We start from the raw sequence: 12,444 nt of genomic DNA on the forward strand, positions 1-12,444 counted from the left end.
TTCCTAGTACAGTATTTATGGTGGGAACTAACAGCGTAATTTGAGGGATTTGGCTTGTGAACCCAATAGAATTAATTCATCATGGTTTTCTATGTATTCTGCTTGGTTTTAAATGATGTAACAATTACGTATGCCAATCTTTATGCATTCAAAGGACTAGGATGGCTATCAATTAGAGGGGGGCTGTCTATGTCGGCAGTCTGCTTACGAACCAAAGCGGTTGGTCTGCGCATAGGCCAATTGCCCGCAGCAGACGTTCAGCTATTGGAGCGAACACTGAAAGATTGAGCAAGAGGGTACTCCCGCAAGTCGAAAGCGCGACGAGCCTGTAAGGAGGCTTCCAGGCGACTGCCCGCGAGCGGATGTAAAGCGTTGTGGTTCCAGAGGAAACTCGCTTTAACGTTCACATTCTTAGGGGTCTTGGCCAGAATCGAGTCGTCCTCGAGAAAGATGACGCCCGAAAGATGTTTAGTTACCTCTCCAGACAAAATCAGCGATTTGATTTTGCCATTGAAGTTCTTCGCGGGAACTTTTGAGGAAAGATAGTCGGAGAAAAAATGGTCACCAAACAGCCTGAAGAACAGTTTTTTTGAGTCATCGAAATGGAACACACTCTCCCCCGCCCACGGGAAGATAACGAAGACGATCACTGTGGACTCCACTCTCGAGAACTTCTTCGCATGCCCAAAGAGCAGCCTATGGTGCCTCATGGCGTGTTCTGCAGGCGAATAGCAGCTTTCGCCTATCACCACGCCGGGATTCCAGGCGAACTTATACGACAATTCGGGGATGACTTTACTGACAAGACTTGAGGGGCGGGCCTCTATGTCGACGCCGTGATTCAGCTCATCCAGTAATTGTCGGCGATTGGTCTGATAAGTGACGAAATCATCGCTGAGGTTGTAGGAAGGGAGAATCGTCAAATTATTGATCCTCTTTGCCTTACGAAAGTCGTTAAGAACTCCTTCGAGGATCCTGCCAATCTTATCGGAAAGTAGCTTCGTGTCCATCGAAACGCCAAGTTTGGGAAATCGCATGTCGTGATTGGCGTCTTGCATTTCCATTTCCGACGCCAGTGTCTGGGATGCAGGTACTGTATGGTCCAATACAATATTCCCAGGCCCGGTGCTGGCATCAGCCAAGAAATAGTCGAGCGCACAAAGCTCAGCGTAAGCTCCATCCCATCCGGAAGTGGCTATCTTGTTGACCGCAGCGACGATCTCTTTGCGAAGGCTCTCGTCCGCGTTGATTGAGGCAGCGAGTCGGCGAAGACGTTGCTTGAAGTTGGCGCAAAATTCAGAAAATTTCGCCGGTTTACCGAGTGCACCGATCACATGGTTGTAATTTGTATCAGCCACGTCAAAGTTGGCGGTCCCTGTGCCGAAAATATCATCGACAATTACTGCGTAAGTTTCCCGATCAGTCATGCTTTTCGCCTCATATTAATTTGTGAAGCGGGCATGCTAGGCGAATGGCCGCTTCAAGTAAACCGTTGCGGATGTTTGTTCTTGGCCGAACCGCGACAGTCGCAAATCGACCCAAAGCGCGCCCGCGTCGACGAACTCAGAGACCGATCACAATTGTGGAAGAAAGTGTCCAGGTGGCACACCTCGTACGTTTACGAACGACTGCAAATGGCCGATAGCAGCCATTATAAGGTTACCTAAAGATGATTGTGCAGCTTACAAAAGATCCGCCTAGAGAGGAGCCCTGCTGGGCTGATTACTGGTTTGTGTTATAGCGAGGTAGGTTTTTTGCTTACTATTAAAACGTGGGTAAGTAAAGAAATGCCACATAGACAGATCGCTAGCACGATCACTTATTGGCTAGTCCAATAAAAGTATTAAGCCATAGTAGATCTGTAGCATTGCGTTCGCAGATGTCCTGCAGCTGTTGTACCTCTCTAGCTAACGAGTCAGGCAGCGCTTTAATATCTATCTTTGGACATGATGGGCGCGCTTCCATCGCTCGCTGTAGAAGAGGGCTGTGATCCAATAAGCTATATACCGATTGATTTAACTGATCTGCCTCTTTCGACGAAAAAGGAATGGGGGAGTATTTCGCCATAATCTGAGTAGCCCAGCTCCTGATTGCGGAATCCTCAGTCTGTGCTGGAGCGCGAAGAACCTGAATTGCCGTTTTGACTAAGTCTTGTTGGATGCCAGACTCTATGGCTGCTTTTTGTATGTTTGCTCCATAATTCTGTGCTAGCAGTCCAATGCAGGCCACAATAATAGGTGTTGCAACCCAGGCGAAGATTTGTGCTCCCTTGTAGATGGATGCGAAAGAGTGATTTGCTTCTTTCATACTCAGATTGTCCCACGCTTATTTAGGAGTCATTAGCTGGGCTAAATAGCGTTTGTTGATAGGCCTCTAATTAAAGATAGAGAGACTATAACCGATGAGGCATGAGGTGCAGGCGCAAAAAATCCCTCGGAGGAGGGCTTTGTGGGTACGAGAGCGTTTGAGCTGCTAGTCTGGCTGATTAGCTTAAAGAACTTCTGGGATGACATAATGTGGTTTTATCAGCGAGCAATGATTAGGAGGCAGAATGGAAATTTATTGCCAAGGGGTGGCAGAGGTTAGGCACATCACAACTAATGAAATTTATGAAATCAGTTGTGATTAGCTTGACTGGGGTGTTGTTAGTGCAGATGAACGTAATATGGGGGAGAAACTCACTTTGAAGCAGCAATAGAGCATCCTGAGCTGGGTCTATTGATATGGGGGCTCTCGGAATATCCAGCAGGCGCGAGAGCCGCTACAGAGCTACTGGCAATGGAATCGTATATGAAAAATGCCTTAGGGGCGTGAAAGTACAGCTATGTTTCTGCTAGAGACCGCTTATCGATTCCAGATATTTCCAAAAATAGATCCTTGACGTTCTTGCTGCACTGCAGCATAACATCAATGCTCTCTGCTCTTACCCGATCAATATGGGAAACGCTAGATATCCACTGATTGATCTTTTGAGTTATCTGAGTGAGATAGGTGTTCTTCCCAGGCTCTATCTTCTCGCCGACCTTTCTCTCAATTGATGCGGCGGTAGCCCCTACCGATAATCCAGACCGTACCTGTGATTACAAAAAGATTTCTATGCTTAGGTTCCTCCTGACGCATCCTATAAGGAATCTCATTTTTCTAATCAAATGCGGCCGTCATAACACTCTCTTCTTAGCGCATTAACGAAAGAACTCAGTCACTATCAGAGGCGCTCGGCTGGAGTGATTGGTTAGATTCACTGTCAGTTGGTTTTGTATCGATAACTGCTACGACTTCCGTCATATTTAGAAACTGTTCAATTTCTTTCACGGAGTAGCCTTCCAAATGAACAATTTGCTTATCTTTTAAAGTAAGAATGACTTTACGACTTGCTCGAGCCTTAAGCCATGCAATCAGCACTGCTGAGACCGCAGTGACAACTGCGGTGGTTTGTGCAATGGTTATATAAGTTGCCGATGCCATGATGACTCCGGGCATCGGCTTTAACTCTTCGAAACTAATTTCTGATTCAATGAGGTCTTGGAGAAATGAGGTTCGGCTGTCTTTGAAGAGGTATATGAGCAATTGTTTTACCTTATAGCTAATGTTTGAATTCACCGTGGACTAAGCTGGAACATCGAATGCCATAATGGTAAGTAGCAGCTCGCGATTGGAGTCATCCTTGTGCGCAAACACATAACGGAACATGGTTTCTGAAGTAACCGCAATTTGGCGTTTGAAACTGCTGTGCCCCTTACTTGTTTCTTGAATGGACTCCAATACGTTTGAAAAATTTTTGTTTCGATTAAAAACGATCACAGCGACCTTGGTGTCTCGCCATGAGCTATAGCCGAGAAGTTGGTCGATCGTTTCAATTAACTTTTTTGGTCCAGCCCAAAACTTGCATTCGGCGATGAAGATGTTCTTTCCTTCGGATCGAATAAGAATATCGGTCTTGCCTTGATAGTTGAACGTTTCGCCTGTCGCTTGTCCATCGTAGTGGCCGTTAAGCTGTACAAGGAAGTGGGAGCGAATTGACTCCTCATCCATGGACGTAAATGCCGAAGGACTTCTTTCCATAACATGAACCATATTCTGAATGACACTCAGAATGTGTTCATAGTCGGCATTCGCGAGTGCGGGTTCGGGTTTGTAAGGTGTTGAGCTTGCAGGAGGTAGCGCGGGAGTAAGTCTTCGGCGTACCTCTGGTGCTGCATACGTACGAGATTCACCTTCTCTCTCCTTTATTTTGAAACCAAGGTCGCCAAGCAGACTCCGATCCTTCAGTAGTTTTTCACGCCGTTGTTCAATTGCCGAACGAGCAAGAGACCGTATTTGGGAGTTCAAGCCTTGTGCGTTGAGGCGCAATGTAGCAAGGTAACCATCAATTTCAGAGATGGTTCTGCTTACCTCGCTTCGCACCCGTTCGGCTGTCAGGGCTGTGCCCTCAATCTTTATGATGAGGTTGCTGTGCTTAATATCCGCTTGAGGAGGGGTCATCGTATAGCTGGTAGGTTGCACCTTGAATACTTCCCCATCACCATCGAATGGTAGTGATATTTCAACAGTCGTCCCGTTCACATAGAACGGCTGCCCAGGATTGCTGAAATAGCGCCTCGTGTCACCGCTTACATCAATCTTTGTTTCGTGTTGATCTGCGATGATGTTCTCTGGCCTTAATGTAGGAACCTCGATTTTGTACTTCTCCTCAAAGTAGTCGCATAGATCGTCAACAGAAGTGTTTAGCAACCTATCGCCATTGATGCTGTCTATTTCCTTCGCCAGCTCCTCGCGCTGCTGCCTATCTACCGAGTACCAATCAACATTATTGAAAAGATAGTTGCGTTTACTCATGTCGTCCCTCGATAGCTATTGGTGATGTACAACTAAATTTAAAAGGTATGTGATGTAGATGTCTAGTTCATCTAATACTGTAAGAGTACGCAACTCGATAGGCAACCTCGTTGTCGTCATGTTTATACAAATCTGAAATTTTGATCTCAGTCTTCGATAGATACTGAAGGCTAATAATCGAATGACTGCTGATGTCTGATCAGACTTTTGCTTGTTGTGTGTTGGCTAGTGAGCAAGCTAATGGACTATGGTCTGACGTTTATTGAGGACTTCATGAAAGCGACGGAAGGTTTTATCCATCTGCTGGATCTTGTCAAGTTGCTGCGTGCTGTCCAAGCCGCCGAAATGATCTCCAGAAACAGCGAGAAAATCACGCCGCTAATGGCATTGGACTATTACTTGAGGGAGCGAGCGAGGCAAACGCTCGATACGGGAACGTTGTGCATCCAAGTTCTACTGCGAATGTAGGAATGAGCCCGCGCCAGAGTCATCCAGTCTAACTTCCCGGTGGATACAGATGCATTGCAGCATCTGCTCCCTCCTGCAAGTCTCCATTCCCTTTACGTTGAGTGCCTGATTTTTTTGTTTCTTATAAAGTAGGTTATGTTTTTCAGGATGTCGTCTCTTGTTGTTTTCTTTGAACGATAGGTTTAGAAACCACCACATCAAGCACCATCATCAGCTCAGACGGCAAAACGCCTAAAGCCTTACTGATGGCGATAATATTCATCAGCGAGATATTCTTCTCACCCCTTTCTACTGTCCCTAAATAGCCCGGATGCAGCTCTGCTGCAGCGGCGAGCTCTTCTTGCGTCATGCCTGCGGCAATGCGGTAGGCCTTAACTGCCTGGCCAAAAGAGGTGAGTGATCTGTCGGTGTGTTTAGGGCGCATGATTTCTTGTGTATGCAAAATCCCATCCCACCAAAACCACATCTATAGGTAAAGAGCTTATAAGTTAGGTTATTATTGTTTTTGGGAATCGAATAACTAAGCTAAACCAAAGGGAAGCCAACGTTTTCGATGGCAGTGAAGAGAGAGCTTCACTGCTCTAAAAGCGATAAAACTACTTTATAGAGGTGGTAAGTGGGTTACTCAATTAACAAGATTGCGATTTATACAGGTCTGGCGCTATTGGCAGGGTGTAGTAGTAGCGGTGGAGGAGGTAAAGGTTCTGAGCCTATACCGCCCGTGACAGACTCTTCGCTGAGCAGTGTTCCTGCGGAATACCGTGATGCTGTTAAAAAGGCCAAGACCTTTGATCCGTTGGCTATTCTTAGAGAGGATCTGGCTGATGAGGGAGCAACGGTAAAGAGCGTTACCCTGAACGGACAAACATTGAGCGGGACAGACTATAACTTTTCAGAGCTCAAGAATGGGCTTCAGGATTTGTCTTTCACGCTTGAGGTGGAAGACAGTCAGCAGGCTAAGCACCAAGTGGAAGGTAAGGCCTTTCTCTATCAGCAGCCGTACTCGCTTGCTATGGGAAGTTTGATCAGCAAAATGCAAGGCGCACAGGCATCTGATCTTAATGTGTTTTACGTAGACAGCATTAAAGGCTTGCAGACAACAAGTGCTGCTATAGCAGGGCTAGATGGGCAGTTTACCTATCAAGGCGTTGCTTTTAATGGTAGTGACGAGGGCAAGCTAAGCTATGTTGTTGATTTCGGTGCACGCGAGGGCTCAGGGCAGATTAGCGGCCTAACTGAAACAGGCAACATTGATCTCTTAAAAGCGAGCATTGCTAACCTCAATCAGGAAATGATCCAGGGGATGGGGGTTGTTGGTAAAGCGACGTTTGAAAAAGATCCTGCAGCGGACATTAGTTATGAGTTAGGTTTTTTTGGTCCAAATGCTGAAGAGATAGCAGGGCGTGTGAACTACGTACGAGATGGCGATAACGTTCACAACATCAGTGAAGTAGGTTTTGGCGGTAAACGCTAGTTTCATAGACCTTGTTACTGCCTAGTCTCACACACTAGGCAGTATTTTTTTGATCGTTACTTGCGCTTTCTCTAGTGAAATACTCTTTAGTCCACTGCTTTGCGATAGTTGGTTTTCTATGCATGAGCACAGTAATGCAAGCGCAGACGCTTGATGTACATCGTTTTGATCCAGGTGCAGTACCAGCTGTGTTACCGCAGGTCCTACAAAATGAATCCGACATTCAGTCTTCTTCTGAGCAGCAAAATCAGAGTATTCAGAATGAGGCCCTTACGCAGATTTCAGGCACAGAGTTGAGTCAGCATCCTGTTGTGATGGCTCAACTGCTTAGTCAGGCAATACAGCAACAACAATGGCCGTTAGTGGAGTTGCTGATACCGGCGTATGAGGAGCATACAGATGCAGATCCTTATTTGGTGTTGTATGCGAAGGGGGCGTTGTACCGGCATAACCAAAACTACTACATGGCGATAGGTGCGTTTAAAGCATTGTTGTATCTTGATCCAGCGTTGAGTTATGTACAGCTAGACCTGGCTGTAATGCAGATAGAAGACAAACGCTATGCAGAGGCTATGCGTACATTAGAGGCCTTGTTGAAACAGCCAGAAACGCCTACTGCTGTTAGAGAAATAGCCTCACGCTATATTGATAGCCTGCAAAAACTCTATAGCCCTAATGTTGAGTTTTCTCTTAGTTATACGCATAACGATAACGTTAACCAGGCTTCTGCGGAGCGCACATTAGAGCTATGGGGAGCTACTTTTGAAAAGAATCCAGATAGTCTGCCTAAATCAGGCCACGGTGTGAGCTATGGACTCAATGTGGCGAAGCTAACGGCTCTCCACGGTAACCATTCTTTGTGGTTGGAGTTGCAGTATAGGGGTACGTACTACTGGGACCAGAAAGACTATAACGAACGTGTTTTGCGTTTAGCACCAGCGTATCTATATCAAAATCATCACCAATGGCTACGCATTGGCCCAGTGTATGAAAAAACCTGGTTAGGTAGTCAGCAATATGGTGATAGGTTCGGCGTGCAGGCAGAGTACGGTCTACAGGTCAGTCCACAGCTCTATGTAATTCCTACCCTAGAGTATGCCTATAAAAACTATGATGACAGTAGGTTACGTCCCTATGAGGGGAATGCGTATAGTGCAGGCTTGAGTTGGGTTTTTCAGCCTAAGGCAGGTGTTTCATTGTCAGCAGGTGCGTACTATCAACAAGACCACCTACGCGATAAAGCTGAGTCATCACGAACTGTCTCCGCCAGATTTGGCGGTAGTTATCGCTGGGCCAATGGTTTGAATGCTCAGGCAAACCTACAAGTAGGCAAGCGGCATTTTGATGCACCTCATTTTCTGTTTAATGACGTACGTAAAGATAGAGAGGTGGGTGTTAGCTTCGGCTTATGGCATAGCAAATTTAGCGTCATGGGGGTTACTCCAAAATTGGTATATCGCTACAACCGGGTTAATAGCAATATGCCGGCCTTATACAGTAGAGCCAGCAAAGGATTTATGTTGGAGATTGTAGATATGGAGTTTTAGCCAGTGATTGAGTAAACGGGTATTTCTCAAGAGCATCATCCTAGATTATTTCAGACCTATATCACCTTGATGAGAGCAAGCAATCGCTTGTTCATTTATGCCGTTTTTACGTCAAGGAGTTTTTATGTCTGAACCATTAGGTCCGTCTTTCTCAGATGACGGACATAACACGCGTCAGGCGACTGGTCCTGTGAGTTGTCCAGCGTGTGGTTCGTCTCATCTACAAACTAAAAACTACGCTCAAAAGTTCGCCGGCATTGTAGGTGCTGGGGTTGGCGTTTTGCGCGCGTTATCGGGAGGTGTTCAAGGCGTTGGAGGAGGAGCTCTCCAATTGGTTGTATCGACCTCATCCCTTACACGCATTTCGACAGCAGTGCTGGGCGCCTTTGTGGAAGGTGCTTTGGGTTGTGCGGCCGGTGCAGCGTTTGGGAAAGCGCTAGATGAGGCTGTTTTGAGCAACTACCAATGTCTGCGTTGCCATCATCCATTTCAAGTCAGTTCTCGCTTGCAGGAGGGAAGTGATGTTGCATCGCGCTGATATGGATTGGATGGCTAACGGGGTACCGTTGATAGGCTTTTTGATCAAGGCGCCTTACTCATGAGCTCTAAAGTAACAGAGGGCAAGCGACACAGAAGAGACTGGCGTAATGCTCTTGGGCAGCAGCTAGAGGATCACGCAGTGATTCAAGCGTTTCTTTTTGAGCAGCTCCACAATGCTAAGCAGGAGGTGTTAGCAGTTCTGTTGCTGGATAAGGCGTATCGAGTGCTTCATTTTTATCAAATACGCAAAGCGGATCTGACAACTATAACGGCATATCCTAGTGAGGTTATTAAACGCGCCTTGGATCACAAGGCGTATGCGATAGTGCTAGCACGCAGTTGTTCCTCTCACAATCCTCGGTTTGACCAAATGGAGATGAAACTCACCCAGGCTCTTAAAAACCTCCTAGCACTTGTTGATGTACATGTGATTGACCATGTCTTGGTTACCCAAGATGCTTGCGTGTCGTTAGCGGAAGGAGGGAGGCTTAAATAGTAGCCAACGATGTACAGCACCTAGTCATACAGCAAAACGCCACCCTAACCGGTGGCGTTTTTTTATGTGTTGAGGAAATTATGAAGTACCACAAAATGAAATCGTGCCCAGAGACTGGACTCTACCTGATGGAGTCTATGTGCTTGTCAGAAGCTGATATTTTAACTATGGCCAATCAGCTCTCACGTAAACGACTGAGTAAAGGCAAAGTCATTGATAGCCCTAGTACCGTCAAAACGTATATTCAAACGTATATTCAAACGTTATTGCAAGGTTATGAGCATGAGGTTTTTGCAGTATTGTTTTTGGATACTAAACACAAGATCATTGGCTTCGAGGAGGTGTTTAGGGGCACTTTATCTCAAGCGGCTGTGTACCCAAGAGAAATTGTGAAGCTTGCTTTGGCACATAATGCTGCAGCGATGATTTTTACTCATAACCACCCATCAGGCGATCCAATCCCTAGCAGTACTGATATCTCACTTACTAAGCAATTGCAGGATGCCTTAGCGCTAGTCGATGTGAGGGTGTTGGACCATATCGTCGTAGGAGCAAAGGGGTGCGTTTCTCTGGCTGATTTGGGCCATCTTTGAGAGGCTAAGGCTACTAAAGGATCTAGTAGCCATCCTCTGTTTTTCTTGAGTCATAAATTTTTTGTCTTATCCATGACTCAACTTCACTTTTAAGCCATCTAGAACTCCGTCCAAACTTTATAGGTTGGGGGAATTTGCCATCCTGTATGAGTTTGTAGAACCATTTGTCTGTCAGTCCGGTGAGCTGAGTAATAAAGGCCATGCTAAGGAACTGATCTTCCAGCACAGGTACGAGTGTGCTGGGAGCCAGTGGGATTGAGTTTGAGTGGTTGGTTTGTGTTGCATCCATGTAGATCTCCTGTCTCGTTAAGGGCAGAAGAGGGCGTCAAGTTAACGATTTGAGCGTTTCTTCTACTGGATGGAGCAACACAATAAAAACGTATCAAGAACGGCTACAACCAAAGGAGCGTTCACCGTCTCCATATTGTTTTGTGGCCTTCTTTGCCAAGTAGTTGGCTCTAGCTAAAACCAGACGACGTTGTTGCTCAAAGGTTGAGTGATTGGCATCTACATATATAAGACCTTCAAAGGGGAAGTGTGTGAGTGTCTTATGCTCAGGGTAGGGGACTGCAAGTGCACTACACCAAGCTTGAGAGATCATGGATGCCAAGGTATTCCTGTCCTGACGAAAATCTCCTAGAGCGTGATAAACGTCTTTGTTGAGTAATAGCAGAACGTGGAAGTGTTTTTTCTTGTTGATGGGGCCAACCTCACGTACCCACGCATATTTCAAGTGGCAGGTTAATTGCCTGTTCCACTGAATACTTTTTCTTCCGAGATCAACAACCAGTTTTGCTTTTAGTGACTCGATAAAACGGGTCATTAGGGCAGAGGGATGTGGTTGGTTTGAGTGGTCATCGGTGATTCTTAGATCAACGCGAACTGCAGTGATTCGCTTGTGCGCTTTTAGCGCTGAGCGAAGAGTACGAGCGATTTGCCTCTGGTAGCTCTCATTGTAGGAATGAGCAGGGTGAGTGTTCATGTGTTACCTCGTATGGTTAAAGTCATACGAGGTACTACCTCTATATTTTTTTGTCTTTTGAGTGTGTCTAGTTGTTGATGAGTCAGTGACTCATCATGACTAGTTCTTAGAGCTGTCTACTTCAGTCTCTTACCTAGTTAAGAGTACAGGCAATACAGATGACTACCCACCTCTCTTATTTATATTACTAAACCGACAAGTTGGCTGCGTTGAGGCAGTTGTGCTCTTGGGGTTTGGCCCGTAGGAATTGCCTTAATAGGGATGTTTTATGTGGACGTTGTGCTCTGATATTAAATGAGTAAGCCATAATGTAGTGCGGTGATTAATTGCTATCTGTTTGTTTTATCGGAGAAAATATTGATTATTTCTATTGATTGTATTAATTAAGATATTTTTTAACCTATTATTAGCGCTGTATTCTCTATAGAATTACTTGGTATTTACTTCTAATTTGTGGTTGTTTTTCGTATGAATAACACTGAGTGTCAATGAGGGTTGATCGTGCATGAGACTGATTGTGAGTTGAAGAGGGTGCTCTTGGTAAGCGACAGACGGATGCTGAGTTTTTTGTGTCGTTATATTAATCGCTATAGAGCCTCTGACGATGTCAGCTTGGGGGAGACGTTGCTGGATTTGCAAGGGCTGCTTGCTCAAAAGCCACACAGGACATTATCTGAGGAAGGCACTGAGTCAGAGCTAAGGAATGAGCTCTTAGAGTATTTTTCAGGATACTCGCAAGAGCGTGCAGCTAAGGCTATCTTGGCCTTGAAGGATTTAAGTGATCAACATCATTTTGTATCACTTAATAAGGTTGAGTGGTTAAAGACAGACGAAAAGGCTTGTTTGTTCTTTTTCCTGTCCGTGGCTTCTGTGCGTACGATGTTTGAGCTGCGTAATGGTTTGTCTACTGCCCGTAGGGAGTTTAAGGGGGCTATCCCTCAGAGCCATAAGTCTCGCTATGAGTTATTTTTAACAATGTTGGATGATATCGAATGCGTTGATAAGAGTCCTTATATTGATCAGTTGGAAAGAGATTATGCTGAGTCTCAAATAAGAGTAAAACCCTTTCCATGGCTTAGGCCTGGAAATGACGATTCATGCAGATGGGCTTGGGACTACATACTCAACTTTCACGAGATGAAGATTGATGTACTTAATAAGGCGGGAGGATATAAGGCAAATCTTGGTTATGACATTGCAGCTCTTCCACAGCTATTTTGGCTAGAACCGCATAGTGAGGTAGATCAGAGTATGGCTTTTTATACTGCTTTGCAAACATGGAAGTGTAGTCCTGCGGAGCTTACTCTTTTTAGAACGAATATCTCTAAAGTATGGAGACAGAGGCAATTACGTAGGTCTGATAAGGTTAAGGCCGTAAACACTCATATTCGGGTTGAGTCTAAAGAGCAGCTAGATGCTTTGTCTAGGCGTGCTGGGCTTAGTCTGCAAAAGATGCTGGAAGCAATAATAGAAAAAGCATACCGAGATATGAAGTGAAAGATGTTTTA

At 45.5% G+C, this 12,444-nt stretch carries 13 protein-coding genes; 6 read left to right on the forward strand and 7 right to left on the reverse strand.

Translation table 11 applies throughout. The features are described from left to right. Positions 1 to 257 precede the first annotated feature (257 nt). From AC3QL0_RS08115 to AC3QL0_RS08135, 5 genes are all read right to left on the reverse strand, one after another. Entirely contained in the window at positions 258 to 1,427 is a 1,170-nt protein-coding gene (locus AC3QL0_RS08115; protein WP_493010886.1) for a hypothetical protein, read from the reverse strand. A 388-nt stretch (positions 1,428 to 1,815) separates the two neighbouring features. Next, a complete protein-coding gene (locus AC3QL0_RS08120) occupies positions 1,816 to 2,307 on the reverse strand; it encodes a hypothetical protein (RefSeq protein WP_493010887.1) in 492 nt (163 codons plus the stop codon). Between the two features lie 888 nt (positions 2,308 to 3,195). Further along, positions 3,196 to 3,465, reverse strand: a complete 270-nt coding sequence (locus AC3QL0_RS08125) for a hypothetical protein (protein ID WP_493010888.1) — start codon at positions 3,463 to 3,465, stop codon at positions 3,196 to 3,198. Positions 3,466 to 3,606: 141 nt separating this feature from the next. Then, entirely contained in the window at positions 3,607 to 4,836 is a 1,230-nt protein-coding gene (locus tag AC3QL0_RS08130; protein WP_493010889.1) for a hypothetical protein, read from the reverse strand. Positions 4,837 to 5,446: 610 nt separating this feature from the next. Beyond that, complete coding sequence (locus AC3QL0_RS08135) at positions 5,447 to 5,746, reverse strand: helix-turn-helix domain-containing protein (RefSeq protein ID WP_493010890.1); 300 nt, start codon at positions 5,744 to 5,746, stop codon at positions 5,447 to 5,449. A gap of 279 nt (positions 5,747 to 6,025) precedes the next feature. Here AC3QL0_RS08135 and AC3QL0_RS08140 point away from each other — a divergent pair, with 279 nt between their 5' ends. From AC3QL0_RS08140 to radC, 5 genes are all read left to right on the forward strand, one after another. Then, positions 6,026 to 6,778 (forward strand): factor H binding protein domain-containing protein, encoded by a 753-nt coding sequence (locus tag AC3QL0_RS08140; RefSeq protein WP_493010891.1) that lies wholly within the window; start codon positions 6,026 to 6,028, stop codon positions 6,776 to 6,778. A gap of 122 nt (positions 6,779 to 6,900) precedes the next feature. Then, positions 6,901 to 8,325: a surface lipoprotein assembly modifier gene (locus tag AC3QL0_RS08145; protein ID WP_493010892.1), complete on the forward strand. Its 1,425-nt coding sequence runs from the start codon at positions 6,901 to 6,903 to the stop codon at positions 8,323 to 8,325. A gap of 331 nt (positions 8,326 to 8,656) precedes the next feature. Next, positions 8,657 to 8,863 carry a hypothetical protein gene (locus tag AC3QL0_RS08150; RefSeq protein WP_493010893.1) on the forward strand — a complete coding sequence of 69 codons (207 nt, stop codon included), beginning with the start codon at positions 8,657 to 8,659 and terminating at the stop codon, positions 8,861 to 8,863. 60 nt (positions 8,864 to 8,923) lie between these two features. After that, positions 8,924 to 9,361 carry a JAB domain-containing protein gene (locus tag AC3QL0_RS08155; protein WP_493010894.1) on the forward strand — a complete coding sequence of 146 codons (438 nt, stop codon included), beginning with the start codon at positions 8,924 to 8,926 and terminating at the stop codon, positions 9,359 to 9,361. A gap of 137 nt (positions 9,362 to 9,498) precedes the next feature. After that, positions 9,499 to 9,954 (forward strand): RadC family protein, encoded by a 456-nt coding sequence (gene radC / locus AC3QL0_RS08160; RefSeq protein WP_493010959.1) that lies wholly within the window; start codon positions 9,499 to 9,501, stop codon positions 9,952 to 9,954. A gap of 22 nt (positions 9,955 to 9,976) precedes the next feature. On the opposite strand, the gene AC3QL0_RS08165 is transcribed toward radC, so the two are convergent. After that, on the reverse strand, positions 9,977 to 10,243 hold the full coding sequence (locus tag AC3QL0_RS08165) for a helix-turn-helix transcriptional regulator (protein ID WP_493010895.1): 267 nt from the start codon (positions 10,241 to 10,243) through the stop codon (positions 9,977 to 9,979). Positions 10,244 to 10,336: 93 nt separating this feature from the next. Beyond that, positions 10,337 to 10,936: an inovirus Gp2 family protein gene (locus AC3QL0_RS08170; RefSeq protein WP_493010896.1), complete on the reverse strand. Its 600-nt coding sequence runs from the start codon at positions 10,934 to 10,936 to the stop codon at positions 10,337 to 10,339. 501 nt (positions 10,937 to 11,437) lie between these two features. Between AC3QL0_RS08170 and AC3QL0_RS08175 the strand changes: the two genes are divergently transcribed. Next, on the forward strand, positions 11,438 to 12,433 hold the full coding sequence (locus AC3QL0_RS08175) for a hypothetical protein (RefSeq protein WP_493010897.1): 996 nt from the start codon (positions 11,438 to 11,440) through the stop codon (positions 12,431 to 12,433). Positions 12,434 to 12,444: the final 11 nt, after the last annotated feature.

It is taken from the genome of Paenalcaligenes sp. GW821-LYS-B07-1, assembly GCF_058803365.1.